Genomic DNA, 16,401 nt, shown 5'->3' with positions numbered 1-16,401 from the left:
ACTAGGCTTTACCCTATAATCGCGCTTTGATTTCGGGTAACCAGCTTTTATATTTCTAATGAAACTACGCAATATTGCGATTATCGCGCACGTTGACCATGGTAAGACCACCTTGGTAGACAAACTTCTGCAGCAATCCGGCACGTTCGACGAACGCGCGGAGATCGTTGAGCGAGTGATGGACAGTAATGACATCGAAAAGGAGCGGGGCATTACTATTCTCGCAAAACCAACGGCTTTAACTTGGAAAGATTATCGAATTAATATTGTCGATACTCCAGGCCATGCTGATTTCGGCGGTGAAGTAGAACGAATCCTGTCGATGGTCGACTCGGTAATTCTATTGGTTGATGCGGTTGATGGACCTATGCCACAGACTCGGTTTGTGACTCAAAAGGCGTTCGAGCATAAGCTTAAACCGATTGTTGTGATCAACAAAATCGACCGTGAAGGTGCACGTCCTGATTGGGTATTAGACCAAACATTCGAGCTATTCGATTTGTTAGGTGCAACTGATGAGCAGTTGGATTTTCCTGTTATTTACGCATCTGCTATTAACGGTTTTGCCACCGATGACGCAGACGTTTTAACCGACAATATGGATCAACTGTTTCAAGCTATTGTTGACCATGTTCCGCCGCCGCCAGTTGAAGAAAATATGCCTTTCCAAATGCAGGTGTCACAGCTTGATTATTCAAGTTATCTGGGCATTATTGGTATTGGACGTATTAAACAGGGGTCGGTTAGTACAAACTCTCCGGTTTCAGTGATTGATGTCGAAGGCAAAATTAAGAACGGACGTATCGGTAAAGTGTTTGGCTTTAAGGGGCTTGAGCGAATTGAAGTTCCAGAAGCTCGAGCGGGCGATATTGTGGCGATCACAGGTATTGATCAGCTATTCATTTCGGATACGATTTGTGATCGAGATTCAGTGGTAGCGTTACCACCTTTAACCATTGATGAACCGACTGTAACCATGACCTTTCAGGTCAATACATCACCGTACGCGGGTCAAGAAGGCAAGTATCTTACCTCGCGTCAAATTCGTGATCGTCTTCAAAAGGAGTTGCTACATAATGTCGCGCTTCGTGTCGATGACACCGAAGATCCAGAGAAATTTAGAGTTTCTGGTCGTGGCGAATTGCATTTGTCGGTACTCATTGAAAACATGCGACGCGAGGGCTTTGAGCTTGCCGTGTCGCGCCCTGAAGTTATCTACAAAGAGATTGATGGCGAGACTTACGAACCATTCGAGAGTTTGACGGTTGATATTGATGATGAGAATCAAGGCTCGGTCATGCAAGCGCTACAAGAGCGTGGTGGTGATTTGGTGAATATGATGCCAGACGGCAAGGGTCGAGTTCGGCTCGATTTTAGTATCCCGTCTCGCGGACTGATTGGTTTTCAAACTGATTTCATGACGCTGACCTCAGGTTCTGGATTGATCTATCATAACTTTGATAAATATGCGCCGAAAAAGAACAAAGCCTATGGGCAGCGTAAGAACGGTGTATTGATCTCTAATGGCACTGGTAAAGCACTTGGTTTTGCGATTTTTAATCTGCAAGATCGCGGTAAAATGATGATCAGCCCAACGCAAATGGTGTACGAAGGCCAAGTTGTTGGGATTCACTCTCGTGAGAATGATTTAACCGTTAATCCGTTAAAGGGCAAACAGTTAACTAACGTTCGTGCGTCTGGTAAGGATGATGCGATCGCCTTAGTTCCGCCGATTAAGCACACCTTAGAGTCAGCATTAGAGTTTATTGACGACGATGAATTGGTCGAGGTAACGCCAGAAAGCATTCGTATTCGTAAGCGTTTTCTACTGGAAAATGAGCGAAAGCGTGCAAGCCGCGGAACCAGTCGCGATTAATTTCGACAGAGAGTAAATATGGTTATATACGATTTAATCTGTGACTCCAGCCATACCTTTGAGGGCTGGTTTAAAGACGCTAGTGATTTCGAATCACAGCAGTCTAGCAGCATGATTTTGTGCCCATTTTGTGACTCGGAATTAGTGACTAAGAAACTTGCGGCTCCTAAGTTGAGCCGCAAGAGTAACTCGGTGCCGCAACAACAGCAGGTCGCTACCGGTGACCGTACCGCAGAAGCATTTGCCCAGTTGCAGGACATGCTGGGACGAGTTCATACGTTTATTGAAAAAAACTTCGAAGACGTTGGAAATCGTTTTGCTGAAGAGGCTTTAAGCATACACAGGGGCGAGCGTGAAGATGAAAATATTCGCGGTACTGCTAGTGTTGAAGAGTTGAAGCAGTTAGCGGAAGAGGGCGTTACTTCGATGACGCTCCCACCAAAGCCAATTAATAAAAAGAAATTGAACTAGTTGCTTTTCTGAACCAGTAGCCTTTTATCTAGTTTTTTGGAAGCGTGAGCTCTTTAAGACAGAGATGTTTGCGCGAGCGCCTAGTAGATAGGTGGCGGTATTCAATTATTGATCTACCGTAGGCCTTTTCTCTGCAGACTTATCTTGGCATTTTTCCGTTGCTGGCATCCTGCTTGAGCGACCTTGTCGTAAGCCCGCCTTTTTATCCTCTTGAATACGGTCATTCTCTCGACTACGACTATTTACGAATCCCGCAGCGGGATGATCCATTCTTATCGTGTTACCGCCTAATTGATCAGTCTAAAGCTTGATCAAAAATTGCGTCTAATCAAGCCAACCACTACGCCTTCTATTGCAAAGCTTTGAGTCTGTAGATTAACTTCGATGGGGTCGTAGTCTTCATTTTCGGCTACGAGTGAAATTAAGGTGCCTTGGCGAAAGTAGCGTTTTACCGTTACATCGTCATCAATTCGTGCGACCACAATTTGATTGTTCTGAGCGGTGTCGGCTTTTTTAATCGCGAGTAGGTCGTTCTCAAATATCCCTGCGTTTATCATGCTGTCACCGCGAACCTTTAGTAGAAAGTCTGCAGATGCCGCAAACAGGCTCTGGTCAACATTGACATACTGTTGTACATGTTGAGTAGCAAAAATCGGTGCTCCCGCGGCGACATCGCCTATTACGGCCAGTGGCGGTGTTAATCCATCGTTTGGTGTTAGTTCAATCTGCTCATACAGTGACTGATTTCCCGGGCGAGCATCTTCACGAATAAAGATTCCTCTAGATGTGCCGGATTTCAATTCGATGTGGCCCTTTTTGTCCAAGGCTTTTAAGTGATCCTCAGCGGCGTTGGGAGATCGAAACCCAAAGTGATCGGCAATTTCGACGCGAGTTGGTGGCGCGCCATTGGCGCTCATCTGTTCGAGGACGAAATCGAATATTTCTTGTTGCCGCTTAGTTAGCGGTTTTAGCTCAGGAGTGTTCATGTCATGAGTCTAGCAACACACTGTTTTAATATCCAGTGTTTTAGATCATAATTTCGCCTGCGTCCTTGAGGCGCCACAATACAAGGGGGTAACGCGGTTCACAGCTACTGGTATCAGTGAGCTGTGATAAGCGTAACTAGGTACGATTACGGTAAGTGATTCGGCCTTTTGTTAAGTCGTAAGGCGTCAATTCCACGGTTACGCGGTCGCCTCGTAGTATGCGAATATAGTTTTTGCGCATTTTGCCTGAGATGTGTGCATGCACAACATGGCCATTCTCTAGCTCTACTTTGAATTCAGTATTGGGAAGTGCGTCAATGACGGTGCCTTCCATTTCGATTTGGTCTTCTTTTGCCACAGTTGGGTTAATTCTCTTTGTTATGACACGCTAATACGTGTTTTTGGGTTTTTGCTGCCTTTTTTGCTAAATACTAGGCAGTTCAAAATCGGTGGTATCATGCCCCAACTGGGACTATAAATAAAGTCTTTGTAATGGATTTCAATGGCTAGCGTTTTATCTATAGGCTGAGGTCTTTCCATTGACGGTCAATATGACCTTGTAGGGGTTTAAATTTACGTTTGTAATTCATTTTCTCCGAGTCTTCGATCCAGTAGCCTAAATATACGAAAGGTATGTCTCTGAGGCGGCATAGTTTGATCATATATAGGATTGCGTAAGTTCCAATGCTGCGCTGGTTTAACTCGGGGTCAAAGAATGTATAAACCGCCGATAAGCCTCCATCAAATTGATCTAACACGCTGATCCCCACCAATTCCTCGTTGAGCCGAAAGCACAGAAATTTGGAGCGCGAAAAATACGAGTCAATAAAGCCAATATATTTATCGGGGTCGCCGTCACACATGCTGCTATCTGGGTGGCGGTGCTGTTGGTATTTCAAATAGAGGTCGAAATGCTCTTGTTGGAACGTCACATCTTCGATGGTTACAGTGAGGTCAGTATTTTTACGCCAGACGCGTTTTTGCCCACGCGATGGTACAAATCGGGCAACCGGAATTCGAACCGAAACGCAGGCGTTGCAATCTGGGCACTTCGGTGAGTAAAGCATGTCTCCGCTACGTCGAAATCCAGACCGCGAAAGCATAGTAAACAGTGCGTTGTCCACTTGATGGTCGGGATCAACCAGAATTGAAGCGCTTTTATTGCCCTCGATGTAGGGGCATTCATCGACCACCGTTTCGAATAGTCGGATCGGGTTGTGTGCGTTACTCATAGTGCTTTATAACATTTTCATTGGCAAATCGCTCAAATCCGCTACTAAAATTTGGCTTAGATCGTTGGATGTCAATCGACTGTAAGGCGTCAACAAAGTCAGTGCGAGACATTTCAAGCGCGCCAAGACTTATTAAGTGTGCGCTGCTTACTTGGCAATCGATTAACTTGAAATTAAGGTGATTGAGCCATTGGCAGAGGTAAAATAGGCCGACCTTCGAGGCGTCGGATTCACGGCTGAACATACTCTCACCAAAAAATACGTCGCCAAGCGCTACGCCATAAAGCCCACCAACTAAGCGTTGGTCTAACCAAACCTCTATTGAGTGTGCGTAGCCTTCGGCGAATAGCCCGAGGTATGCATTATGCATTGACTCGGTTATCCATGTGTCGGCGATTGGGGCGTTTGGGCTTTCGATACCGCGTAGTGCGCAAGCAGAGATAACCTGCTCAAAGGCGGTGTTAACGGTGACTCGAAATGGTGTTCGTTTCAGGGTCTTACGTAAACTCCTTGAGAGTTTAAATTGTGTCGGCTGTAACACCATTCTCGGGTCTGGCGACCACCAAAGAATGGGTTGGTCGTGATTGAACCATGGAAAGATTCCTTGTGCATAGGCCGATACCAAGGTGTCGCGCGACAGATCACCGCCCATCGCTAACAAGCCATCTTCGTTGGCATTATTAAGTGCCGGAAACTGTACAAACTGAATCATTGCCTATAACTCTACCTTAAATGGAGAATGGGACGCCATTACAGATTGGTAGTGGGCGATGTGTTGCTGCTCGGTTTGGAGGAAGTCGCTGACGGCATTTTGAAAGCTTGGGTCACCTAAGTAGTGCGCTGAATAGGTGAGGACGGGTTCAAGTCCTCGTGCAAGTTTGTGTTCGCCTTGCGCGCCAGCTTCAAATCGTTGAAAGCCGTGTTCGATGCACCAATCAATGGCCTGGTAATAGCAGGTCTCAAAGTGAACGCTGTGATACTGTTGATTTGCCCCCCAGTAACGACCATATAGCGTATCGTCACTGCGAAAATACAAGCCTCCGGCTACGATTACGTCATTGTGCTCAGCGAACAAAAATAATGTTTGCTGCGAGAAATGCTTGGCTAGATATTCGAAAAACTCGCGATTAAGATACGATTGTGCGCCGTAGTGGTTAATGGTGCGCGCGTAAAATTGATACATCTTGTGCGCTGTTTCGACACTTAGTTCGGCACCAGTCAACCAGCGGTATTGAATTCCGGCTTCCTGAACTCGACGTCGTTCACGCTTGATGTTCTTGCGTTTTTTGGAGCTCATCTTGGCGAGGAAGTCATCGAATGTAGCGTAGTGGTCGTTGTGCCAATGAAATTGTGTGCTGTGGCGCGAGAGTAAGCCCGACGCTGCGAATCTAGCCGCCTGTTGCGAGGTGCAAAACAATGAATGAAAGCTTGATAAATTGGTTTGTGTAACCAGTTCCATTGCATGCTCAATTAGTGCTAGCTCGACTTGCGAGGCATCGGCGCTGGTAGCGGTTAAAATGCGCTCTCCGGTAGCAGGCGTGAACGGCACGGCATTGCTTAGCTTGGGGTAATACTCAAGCCCGTGGCGTTGATAAGCATCAGCCCATGCCCAGTCAAAGATGTACTCACCATACGAATGTGATTTGACGTAGCAGGGCATCACTCCAAGTAGTTGGGCGCGGTCTGGGGCAGCATAGGCTGCGATGTGGGCAGGTTGCCACCCTGTCTCAGGGCAAACGCAGTGGGTTTGCTCCAAGCCAGCGAGAAATTCGTGACGCATGAATGGATTGTTGCTGGGAAGCATGGCATTCCATTGTTGAGCTGCGAGTTCGGAAATTTGCGAGTGTACTTCAATATGCATAATCGATTAATGCGATGGTTCGCTATATACTTTCACCAGGTCGTTTGGTTCGGCCTGCTTCCATAAATTTAGGACGACGATACCGTATGAGCAGTGAAATTAATATTGGCTTGGCACAGATCAACGTAACTGTTGGTGGCATTGAACAGAACGTTGATCACATTATCGACTTTGCCCGCCGCGCACGAGATGAATTAGCGTGTGATTTGATGGTTTGCTCGGAGTTGGTTTTAACCGGGTACCCGCCCGAAGACCTGTTGTTACGATCCGGCTTTAATACCCGCGTCCAGCAACAACTTCAGCGTTTATGTGAGACGGTAGAAGGAATTGATTTAATTGTAGGGTATCCGAAAAAGACTGCCGCGGGCCTTTACAATATGTGCGCGTTAATTCGCGACGGTCGTATTGACGCTGAATACGCCAAAATCAAGTTGCCAAATTATAGTGTGTTTGATGAAAAACGCTATTTTGAGCCGGGGGAAATCGCCTGTGTGGTGGAATATAAGGGCATTAATTTGGGACTGACCGTGTGTGAAGATATTTGGCACGATGGGCCGATTGAAGCAGCCGTGGCAGAGGGAGCCGAGGTGATTATCAATATTAACGGTTCGCCTTATCACTCTAATAAAATACCTGAGCGGCGCGCGGTAGTTTGCGCGCGAGCGAATGCGACACAGACACCGGTGGTTTATGTTAATCAAATTGGTGGGCAAGACGAACTAGTGTTTGACGGTGCGTCGTTCGTGACTGACAAAAACGGTGCAGTTATCCATCAAATGGCCAGCTTTGAGGAGGGCTTGAGTTCCGTTGTGGTGGTTCGAGATCAGGCGGAGTTGACTTTGACCGGCTCAGAAATGGAGCCCGAGCTTGAACCGTTGGCGAGTATTTACAATGCCTTAGTGCTCGGCGTTCGAGACTACGTACAAAAGAACGGTTTCTCAGGAGTGGTAATTGGCTTGTCTGGCGGGATTGATTCGGCGTTAACCACTACCATTGCTGTCGACGCACTTGGCGCTGACAATGTCGATGTGATTATGATGCCATTTAGGTATACCTCGGATATATCTAAAGAAGATGCTTATGCTGAGGCGAAAGCACTGGGAATTCAGTACCATGTGATTTCAATCGAGCCGATGTACGATGCTTTTATGCAGCAGTTGGCGCCAGTATTTGAGGGGACAGAGCAGGATACAACTGAGGAAAATATTCAAGCCCGCTGCCGTGGCCTTACCCTGATGGCTTATTCAAACAAAACTGGCCGAATGGTGCTTACTACTGGCAACAAAAGCGAAATGTCAGTCGGTTACGCCACACTTTATGGCGATATGGTCGGCGGCTACAATGCTATTAAGGACGTGCCAAAGGTGTTGGTTTACGAACTAGCTAAGTATCGTAATACTGTATCGCAAGTAATACCCGAGCGAGTAATTACGCGTGAACCATCAGCTGAATTGCGTCCGGATCAAATTGATTCTGATAGCCTGCCTCCGTATGAAATATTAGACCCGATTCTCGAGCTTTATGTAGAACAAGACTGTCCGCCTGCTGAAATCGTCGCAAAAGGGTTTGCGCGCGAATACGTGACACAAGTGATCAGAATGGTAGACCGAAATGAATACAAGCGTCGCCAAGCGGCTCCTGGCGTGCGAATTACTAAGCGTGCGTTTGGTCGTGACCGACGCTATCCGATTACTTCAGGCTTTCGCCCAGAGGTAGACTGGTAGTAGAGTATATAAAGAGCCTAGCTATCAAAGTTCTCGCCTGCTTCCATCTATGTAGTCGGTTAACTAGTTATGAATTAGCAATTCTGGGCGCAAAATAACCGTCGTTATCAACGACGGTTATTGTGCTTGTGCTCGAAGTCGAGTTGCTAATGTAACGCTACTCGCTAAATGGGTTGAGCTTAGAGAAAAAGCCTTTTTTCTTTTTGTATGGGCTCTTCTGATTATTGGGGAAGTTCTCAAGTAGCACTTCGTGTGTGCTCGCCGCCAAATCGTCTAGGCCCATTTCAACATACGCCTTTTCCATCAATACCAATGCGCCTTCTACAGCAGGTGAGGTCTCGAACGCATAAATAATGTTTTTGCAGCGATTTACCGTGGCAACGTATGTTTGGTTATCAAAGTAAAACTGTGCAATGGCTAACTCTCGTTGGGCTAAGGCATTTCGAACAAATACGATACGCTGTTGCGCATCGGCAGCATAAACGCTGTTCGGGTAGCGTTTAATTAATTCTTCAAACGCTTTTTGCGAGTCTCGATATGGTTTCGGGTCGCGTATTGCGTCGTCACCACCTTTAATAAACTTATCGACCGAGCTTTGCTTTTTTTCAAAACTCGCTACGCCTTTCATGTAATAGGCATAATCGACATTCTTATGAGTCGGGTAAAGCTTGATGAAATTGTCAGCCGCTTCAACAGCTTTTTGAGCTTGGCCGGCTTTATCAAACGCAAATATCATGTCCAGCTTAGCTTGTTCGGTAAACTCACCATAGGGGAAGCTTGCTTCCAGCAACTGATAATTCCGAATTGCGAAGTTGTAATTTCCTTTATCCAGCGCCGTTTTGGCCTTGAGGTATAAGTCCTCAACCTTTTGCGAAGCCAGCTCTTCTTCAGAAGTGCCTTTCTTGCTGGAAGCGCAGCCTGCGAGCAATAAAGCGGCGCAAAGCACTGATAAAAAGCGAAACCCTAGTCGACTAGAGTTGAATCGAGTCGCGCTCTTGTTTATTGAACGAGGCTGAAATTGAAGTCTTAAAACGCTCATGTCATTTAGTAGATGAGTTATGATGCAATCCGTAAGGATAACGCGAATCTAATGCGCAGAGAAGTTAAACCGCAGACAAATCAGATTGCGGTTCGGTTAGGTGCAATCGATATCGCTTTTCACTCACCATCTTATTGATTTTGCGCTAAATTAGCGCAACTAGCTTACTAATAGCCTCAGGTTGACACTGTTTATGACCCAATCCGATAATCACATTGACTCACAACACCACAGTTTTACGGTCCCCGAAGAGCTGTATGGGCAACGCGTTGATAAAGCGCTAACAGTACTATTTGAAGGTCATTCACGCAGTACGGTGCAGACTTGGATTAAACAAGGTCTGGTATCGGTCGACGAAGAATTGCCTCGTCAAAAAGATAAGGTTTATGGCGGGGAAGTCATCGAAGTTGATGTTCCTGAGATACGTCAAGGTGAATGGGAGGCGCAAGATATCGCGCTAAACATTGTTTACCAAGATGATCATCTGCTGGTAATAAATAAGCCGGCTGGGCTAGTTGTGCATCCCGGCGCAGGCAATCCAGACCAAACATTGCTGAATGGGCTGTTGTTTCACTTCCCAGATAATAGAGCGCTGCCCAGAGCGGGTATTGTGCATCGTCTTGATAAAGAGACCTCTGGCTTGATGTTAGTGGCCAAGACCGAAGCTGCCAGGCTGGGTTTGATCGATCAGTTGGTTGATCACAGTTTGCACCGAGAGTATATGGCGTTGGTGCATGGCCGAGTAATTTCAGGAAATACCGTTGATGAGCCAATTGGCCGCGACAAACATGACCGCCGCAAGATGGCGGTTAATATGATGGGTAAAGAAGCCATCACGCATTATCGGGTAGATGAGCGTTATCGCAATCATACCCTGTTGAGAGTTCAGCTAGAAACCGGACGAACACATCAGATTCGTGTGCATATGGCATATATTGGCTTTTCGCTAGTTGGCGATCCGGTGTACGGCCGACGCTTAAGTATTCCGAGCGACTGTCACCCTGATCTAGAACGTGAGTTGCGTAGCTTTAGACGTCAGGCTTTGCATGCGAAACGCATTGAGTACCGACATCCGGTTATTGATGAGCACCAAGCATGGGAGTGCGAGTTGCCGGATGATATGCAAGACTTACTGACTGCTTGCGCGGAGGATTTTAGTTAAGTGCTCGGACAAAACCCTCTAAATGTATTGCGTCCTAATTGGTCTGCACCAGCGAATATTAGGGCTTTTAGCACGACTCGGTTACACGGAGTCAGCACGGCGCCCTACGATTCGCTCAATTTGGGCACGCATGTTGCTGATTCGCCCGAATCGGTAGCACGTAATCGCCGAATATTAATTCACGACCTACAGTTGCCGGCGCAGCCGGTCTGGTTAGATCAAGTGCATAGTTCTCATGTTGTTCAAATTAGGTCGGATTTTGAGCACACTGTGCCAGTGCAAGCTGATGGTGCGTTTAGCCGTGACGCAGGTGTTGTTTGTGCGGTACTTACGGCTGACTGCTTACCGATATTCATTACCAATACTCGAGGCGATCGTGTGGCGGCAATTCACGCTGGTTGGCGCGGGCTTGCTGCCGGCATAATTGAAACCGCAGTAACCGAACTGCAAGAATATCCAGAGCAACTCATTGCCTGGGGCGGGCCTTGTATTGGTCCAACGGCTTTTGAAGTCGGAGGTGAAGTCGTTGCGCAACTTGGTGGGCCGAATGAAGCCTACCGTGATGCGTCGAATGATGGTAAGCAATACGTGGATTTGCAATTGATAGCCGCTGACCGATTCAAACAGCTGGGCGTTGACAATTATACTTACAGCAAGGCCTGTACCTACTCAGATTCAGAACATTTTTATTCTTATCGACGTGATGGTGAATGCGGTCGTATGGCAAGCCTTATTTGGATGCAATCGTGAAACCGCTTTATCGTTCTCTAACTCTGCGCGACGTTCTGCCGTCGGCGCTAATCATTACGATCTTGGGCTTAGCGGCCTGTTACTGGCTGCCAAGCGTCTGGACGCTGAATGGACGGCTTGGTTGGGCAGCAGCGCCGTTAGGTGCGGTAAGCGGAGTGCTGTTATATGGTATTTGCTTTTTCGCCACACAGGCTCCGATGATTAACCGGCTCTCGGTGCAACAATTGAATCAAACGCTGCATCAATTGTTTCGAAACTTTAGCTGGCGTGACATTCTGATTGTTTCCTGTCTGGCTGGTGTTGGGGAGGAGCTTCTGGTGCGAGGCGCGCTGCAGTCATGGCTATCCGATGCGATTAATCCGTGGGTCGGAATATTGCTTGCATCGCTGGTCTTTGGGTTAATGCACTATTTAAGTCGAGTATATGTGATCGTGACGATGCTGCTAGGCTGTCTGTTTGGAATAGGGCTCTACCTTTCGCAAAGTATTATTTACGTTGTGGTGGCTCATGCTGCTTATGATGTCATGGCCTTTTTCATCATTGTGAAGCGTCCTCACATGCTGGGGTTAGACTCAAATGATGAGACCAGCTTACTCCCAATCCGCGACCGCTACTGACTACCAGCACAGCATATACTGGTGGATAGTGAAGGTTGTCTGCGGCACGGTGATTATCGCCTCACTGTTTTTGATGTCTCTATATGGCGTACCGACACTCTTTTCTGTGCCACGTCACTACGCGCAATTTTTAGTGCTGAGTGGTGGCGCGCTAACACTTTGGCATTATCTGATTTTAAAGCGTAACGATCGCAATGTTCAGAACCCGTACATACTAATGGAGGCGCGAGGGCTATTTCGTTGGGTCCGGCATCCGATGTACTGTGGAGACATTCTGAGCTATACCGGACTCGTGTTATTGGCGCCCAATCTGGTTACTGTGGTCGTGTTGTTGCTTAGCTATCTAGCACTGATTAAACAAGCTCGAGTGGAAGACCAATTCCTAGCTAAGCGCTTTGGCAAACGCTATTCTCGCTGGCAATGTCAAACTGGTTTGTTGCTTCCTCGCTTGATGTAGAGCGTTAAACCGACGCTCCTTAATCTAGAATCTGACCCAAGCCATCACTTAACCGCGTATGGCTTGGGGCTGATTGACGCTCAGGTATCTGTCGCTACTAGTTTGCCGCAGCACGACATGCCGCCGCGGTAAATACTACGTCGGTTGAGCTGTTGAGGGCGGTCTCAGCGGAGTCTTGTACCACGCCAATAATGAATCCTACTCCGACAACTTGCATCGCAACATCATTGGGAATGTTGAACAAACTGCATGCCAATGGGATTAGAAGTAGCGAGCCGCCAGCGACTCCCGAGGAACCACAAGCGCCGACGCTGGCTAGCACGGATAACAGTAAGGCAGTGCCGATATCCACTTGGATACCCAGCGTATTCACGGCCGCCAAGGTCATTACGGTGATGGTAATGGCGGCACCGGCCATATTGATGGTGGCGCCTAAAGGAATCGATACGGAGTATGTGTCTTCATCTAATTCCAATTTCTCGCAGAGCGCCATGTTAACTGGAATATTGGCGGCCGAGCTACGCGTAAAGAAGGCTGTGATACCACTTTCGCGTAAGCTGCGAAGTACTAATGGGTAAGGGTTTACGCGTAGTTTTACAAATACGATAATTGGATTGACTACCAGTGCAACGATTAACATGGCACTGACTAATACGGCCATTAAACGCGAGTAACTGACTAAGGTTTCGAGGCCAGTTTGCGCTACGGTCGAGGCCACTAGCCCGAAGATACCAATCGGCGCAAGTTGAATTACAAATTGGACAATGCCGGTGACCGCGTCGCTAATGTCGTGCATCACCATTTTAGTGTGATCACCAACGTGTTTTAACATTAAGCCGAGGCCGATCCCCCACGCTAAAATACCGATGTAATTACCTGACATTAACGCATTAATGGGGTTGTCCACGATCTTAAATAATAAGGATTTGAGCACTTCTCCAAGCCCTTGCGGAGCATCAGCAATGGTTTCAGTGGCAACTAGTTGTAAAGTGGTCGGGAACGCGAAGCTGAGTGCTACAGCGACCGCTGCGGCGGCCAGTGTGCCGATAAAATACAGCACAATGATGGGGCGCATATGTGTCGACTGTCCAGCACGCTGATTGGCGATGGAAGACAATACCAATACGAAAATCAAGATTGGTGCAACGGCCTTTAAGGCTGATACAAACAGTTGACCGAGGACGGCAACCGCGTTCCCAGCTGATGATGATACGCTGGCAAGTAGCGCACCAAGGATAATTCCGACCACGATTCTTAAAACTAGACTAAGACTGGACCATCGAGCCCAAAGCGTGCTGGTAGATGTCATAAAATTACTCGTTTATTCTTGTTGTTTGAAAGGGGTAAATTGGACTGTCGGCGTTTGCCAATAAAACGCATATGTTTACGCTAATTCTTTTTTCCATAGCACGTCGTCACGACCGAGGCGCAGATTGATTATTCTGGCGACTACAAACAGTAGGTCGGAGAGACGATTCAAATACTGTCTGGTGGTATCGCAAACCGGCTCGTTATGGTGCAGGCTTACGACATCGCGCTCAGCGCGCCGCGCAATCGAGCGAGCCATATGGCAAACCGCCGCAGCCTCGCTGCCACCAGGCAATATAAAGTCTTTTAGCGGTTCAACCAACTCATTAAACTGATCGATGCTAGCTTCGAGTGCGGTGACTTTGTCAGTCTGAATAAAACTGTGGCCCGGCATGCTGATTTCGCCGCCAATGTTAAATAGGTCGTGCTGAATCGCCACCAACATGTTCTCTAGCTCTGGATCGTCTAACTTACAAATCAGCAAGCCGATTACGCTGTTAAGCTCATCGACGGTGCCCATTGCGTTCATTCGCTCATGGTTCTTAGCGATGCGTTCGCCACCACTTAGTCCCGAGGTGCCATCATCACCAGTGCGTGTATAAAGTTTACTGAGCCGATTACCCATAATTTGACCGTTGTTTGATAATAAAGTGTGTGTTGATGAATGCCGACGACCTTAATATGACTGTTAGTCGGACTGTTAGTAAGACTGGCCCGCGGCGTCGTGAATTGGTAATGAAAGTGAGAATATCACACCGTCAGAACTGAGCAGGTTTCGTGCAATCACGTCACCGCCATGAAAGCTAGCAATAAGCTTGACAATATATAGCCCCATGCCAAGACTGATTTTTTGTGCATCTTTGCGACCTAGTGACACCAGTGGTTCGAAGATCCGTTCGGCCATGCCTTCCGGTAAACGTGAGCCTTGGTTAATAATGTCGATTTGAGCAAAATTGTCGAGTCGACGCACTTTAAACACAATCGCCGTACCCTTGGCGGCAAAGTCGATGGCGTTGTCGACCAATTTATCGAGTGCTTGAGCGATATAGTCTGGTGCTATTTCAACAATGATCGGGCGTGAATGAATGACGACATCGAAGGGTTGATCGGGGTTTGAAAAGGAGTAACCGTCAACATAATGCTCGATCATTTCGACCAAATCTACAGTTTCTCGTGTCTCCGATTGCATCGCCTGTTCGAGGTTGGCGGCCTCCGTTAGGTTGCGCAGAATACTGCCGATACGATTTAAACCGTTTTTGGCGCGCTCCATATACTTGCTGTTAGCGGATTCAGGTATTTCCTCTGAGAGGTTATGGAGCGAAGAGTTCACCACATTCAATGGGTTGCTCACTTCGTGTGCCAAGGTGTCTGGCAAACCACGTAGATAGCTGGTGTATTGAGACAGTCTGCCTAACATATTGCTGACTGATCGAGACAGATCGCCAATTTCGTCTCCAGACTGCGCTTCGGCATTTAAGCGTTGATGGACAATGCGCCCGTCACGATCGATTGCGGTTTCGGTGGCATTACGAAGACGTCGAATCCGCAGTGTTAACCGTGAGGCGAATACCAGTAGGGCGGTTGCCACCGTGATTAGCACCAAGAGCGTCACACTGATCACGTTCTCCAGTGTCTCACGCTGTTGGCGCAGCATTTGGTTGGTGCTTTGCTCTACCACGACCGCGCCCAAAATGCCTTCCCCAAGGTAAATGGGATGAGCAGACATCAAGATTGTACTTTGCTTATCCAATGACGGGCGACGATCTGATGCAATACTGCCGTTTAATGCATCTTGAATAATCTTGTCGTTGCGTTCTTCTATGCTGCGTCCACTGTTGCCGATATCACGCGTTGGCTGTTCGATGATATAGGTGAAAATAGTTTGCAGAGTTGAGCTGTAGTAATAACGAATGCTTTTCCAAATATAGTCAAAACCAGTTTCGTTTGACGGTTTATCGAGATCAAGATCATCAACTTGCGTCACTAAATTACCAACTACGGTTCGCACGCGTTTATCTTTATTGAAAACCCAAATTCTAGTTTCTGAGCGGTCTAAACCTTTGAGAATTTTGGTAATTCTCGGCGATTCAACCAGTAGTTTTGATAACTCGTCGCTTTCGCTTTGAGGTGTGGTGGGAATCAGTGCGGCCAGTTTGCGGGTTTCCGCATCATCGACATCAGCCACCGCCATACTGATCCGGGTATCGGAAGACAACATGAAGCGAGGAATGCGCAGTTCAACATTATAGCCTTGCTCGGTGAGCTTGAGTTCGGCGGCTAAGTCGTAGTTTGGGTCGCCGGTAATGGGGTATTGCCAAGCCTCGTCCATTAAGTAGATGCTCATTCGGCCCGGTTCACCTGCGATTAACGTATAGCGTTTAATCGGTAATCGTGGGTCCTGCAAAGTGAGGCGAATATGGTCGGCGGCGTCTACCCGCAGAAATTTTTTGGGCCGCAACAGCACGGTGTCATCAGTTACCTGAAACATCGCGTAAATAAAGTTCCCGCGGTAACCCAATATATGACGGACTTCGATTAGATTGTTGGGGTCGATAATATGGTCGCCACCAACTGGCCTGGCGAGCTCGGCTTGCTTGACCTGTTCGCCCCAATCACTTAAGTCGCCGTTAAGATTAATGTAGTTAGGGAGTGGGGCTGCGTAGATTTCATTGTCTTCTGATTGGTCTGGCTCAATCTGCGACTCTTCGCTAAACAGTTCGGGCCGGTCGTGTAACACCGTTGCCACCGCGCGTGAGGTTAGGCTCAGCGCCTGCTCTTGCCCAGACAATAGGTAGGTCTTCATCTCACGCACATACTGATAAGACATCCATGGGATGAGCAGTAATAACATGCCGACCAACAAGAGTTTGGTGCGTATTGAAAAGCCAGTTCGTATTCTCACAACTTATCCAGATCTA

The 16,401-nt window shown here is 47.5% G+C and carries 17 protein-coding genes; 7 read left to right on the top strand and 10 right to left on the bottom strand.

From position 1 onward, the window contains the following. Positions 1-58: 58 nt before the first annotated feature. On the top strand, positions 59-1,876 hold the full coding sequence (gene typA, locus DFR28_RS17765; protein WP_113955744.1) for a translational GTPase TypA: 1,818 nt from the start codon (positions 59-61) through the stop codon (positions 1,874-1,876). An 18-nt stretch (positions 1,877-1,894) separates the two neighbouring features. Beyond that, positions 1,895-2,347: a DUF1178 family protein gene (locus DFR28_RS17760; protein WP_113955743.1), complete on the top strand. Its 453-nt coding sequence runs from the start codon at positions 1,895-1,897 to the stop codon at positions 2,345-2,347. 105 nt (positions 2,348-2,452) lie between these two features. Here DFR28_RS17760 and DFR28_RS19760 read toward each other — a convergent pair whose 3' ends face one another. The 6 genes from DFR28_RS19760 to DFR28_RS17735 all read right to left on the bottom strand — a co-directional run bounded on the left by DFR28_RS19760 (position 2,453) and on the right by DFR28_RS17735 (position 6,426). Next, complete coding sequence (locus tag DFR28_RS19760) at positions 2,453-2,617, bottom strand: hypothetical protein (protein ID WP_170132169.1); 165 nt, start codon at positions 2,615-2,617, stop codon at positions 2,453-2,455. Between the two features lie 41 nt (positions 2,618-2,658). After that, complete coding sequence (gene lexA / locus DFR28_RS17755; RefSeq protein WP_113955742.1) at positions 2,659-3,333, bottom strand: transcriptional repressor LexA; 675 nt, start codon at positions 3,331-3,333, stop codon at positions 2,659-2,661. 136 nt (positions 3,334-3,469) lie between these two features. Beyond that, positions 3,470-3,691 carry a translation initiation factor IF-1 gene (gene infA / locus DFR28_RS17750; RefSeq protein WP_113955741.1) on the bottom strand — a complete coding sequence of 74 codons (222 nt, stop codon included), beginning with the start codon at positions 3,689-3,691 and terminating at the stop codon, positions 3,470-3,472. Positions 3,692-3,851: 160 nt separating this feature from the next. Next, the gene (locus DFR28_RS17745; RefSeq protein ID WP_113955740.1) at positions 3,852-4,565 is read right to left on the bottom strand and encodes an arginyltransferase; all 714 of its coding nucleotides are present in this window, start codon (positions 4,563-4,565) and stop codon (positions 3,852-3,854) included. Then, positions 4,558-5,277, bottom strand: a complete 720-nt coding sequence (aat, locus tag DFR28_RS17740; RefSeq protein WP_113955739.1) for a leucyl/phenylalanyl-tRNA--protein transferase — start codon at positions 5,275-5,277, stop codon at positions 4,558-4,560. The genes DFR28_RS17745 and aat overlap by 8 nt, the downstream gene beginning before the upstream one ends. 3 nt (positions 5,278-5,280) lie before the next feature. Then, positions 5,281-6,426, bottom strand: a complete 1,146-nt coding sequence (locus tag DFR28_RS17735) for a GNAT family N-acetyltransferase (protein ID WP_113955738.1) — start codon at positions 6,424-6,426, stop codon at positions 5,281-5,283. Between the two features lie 86 nt (positions 6,427-6,512). Between DFR28_RS17735 and DFR28_RS17730 the strand changes: the two genes are divergently transcribed. Next, positions 6,513-8,150, top strand: a complete 1,638-nt coding sequence (locus DFR28_RS17730; protein ID WP_113955737.1) for an NAD+ synthase — start codon at positions 6,513-6,515, stop codon at positions 8,148-8,150. A 157-nt stretch (positions 8,151-8,307) separates the two neighbouring features. On the opposite strand, the gene DFR28_RS17725 is transcribed toward DFR28_RS17730, so the two are convergent. Continuing rightward, positions 8,308-9,189, bottom strand: a complete 882-nt coding sequence (locus DFR28_RS17725; protein WP_113955736.1) for an outer membrane protein assembly factor BamD — start codon at positions 9,187-9,189, stop codon at positions 8,308-8,310. Positions 9,190-9,382: 193 nt separating this feature from the next. Between DFR28_RS17725 and rluD the strand changes: the two genes are divergently transcribed. Genes rluD through DFR28_RS17705 form a run of 4 tightly spaced genes read left to right on the top strand, consistent with a single transcriptional unit; the run spans position 9,383 to position 12,175 of the window. Then, the gene (gene rluD / locus DFR28_RS17720; protein WP_113955735.1) at positions 9,383-10,351 is read left to right on the top strand and encodes a 23S rRNA pseudouridine(1911/1915/1917) synthase RluD; all 969 of its coding nucleotides are present in this window, start codon (positions 9,383-9,385) and stop codon (positions 10,349-10,351) included. Then, positions 10,352-11,101 carry a peptidoglycan editing factor PgeF gene (gene pgeF, locus DFR28_RS17715; RefSeq protein WP_113955734.1) on the top strand — a complete coding sequence of 250 codons (750 nt, stop codon included), beginning with the start codon at positions 10,352-10,354 and terminating at the stop codon, positions 11,099-11,101. Continuing rightward, positions 11,098-11,718: a CPBP family intramembrane glutamic endopeptidase gene (locus tag DFR28_RS17710; RefSeq protein ID WP_170132168.1), complete on the top strand. Its 621-nt coding sequence runs from the start codon at positions 11,098-11,100 to the stop codon at positions 11,716-11,718. Before pgeF ends, DFR28_RS17710 begins: the two co-directional genes overlap by 4 nt. 28 nt (positions 11,719-11,746) lie before the next feature. After that, positions 11,747-12,175 carry a methyltransferase family protein gene (locus DFR28_RS17705; protein WP_211317044.1) on the top strand — a complete coding sequence of 143 codons (429 nt, stop codon included), beginning with the start codon at positions 11,747-11,749 and terminating at the stop codon, positions 12,173-12,175. A 97-nt stretch (positions 12,176-12,272) separates the two neighbouring features. Here the strand turns inward: DFR28_RS17705 and sstT are convergent, their stop codons facing one another. The 3 genes from sstT to DFR28_RS17690 all read right to left on the bottom strand — a co-directional run bounded on the left by sstT (position 12,273) and on the right by DFR28_RS17690 (position 16,385). Further along, positions 12,273-13,484, bottom strand: a complete 1,212-nt coding sequence (gene sstT, locus DFR28_RS17700; RefSeq protein ID WP_113955731.1) for a serine/threonine transporter SstT — start codon at positions 13,482-13,484, stop codon at positions 12,273-12,275. 75 nt (positions 13,485-13,559) lie between these two features. Further along, on the bottom strand, positions 13,560-14,108 hold the full coding sequence (locus DFR28_RS17695; protein ID WP_113955730.1) for a cob(I)yrinic acid a,c-diamide adenosyltransferase: 549 nt from the start codon (positions 14,106-14,108) through the stop codon (positions 13,560-13,562). A 75-nt stretch (positions 14,109-14,183) separates the two neighbouring features. Next, positions 14,184-16,385, bottom strand: coding sequence for an ATP-binding protein (locus DFR28_RS17690; protein ID WP_147251053.1), 2,202 nt, complete (start codon positions 16,383-16,385; stop codon positions 14,184-14,186). Between the last annotated feature and the right edge of the window lie 16 nt (positions 16,386-16,401).

Origin of the sequence: Arenicella xantha, from assembly GCF_003315245.1 — a bacterium.
Taxonomy (GTDB): domain Bacteria; phylum Pseudomonadota; class Gammaproteobacteria; order Arenicellales; family Arenicellaceae; genus Arenicella; species Arenicella xantha.
The sequence above is the reverse complement of the archived record's forward strand: the minus strand, read 5'-3'. Positions and strand labels throughout refer to the sequence as shown.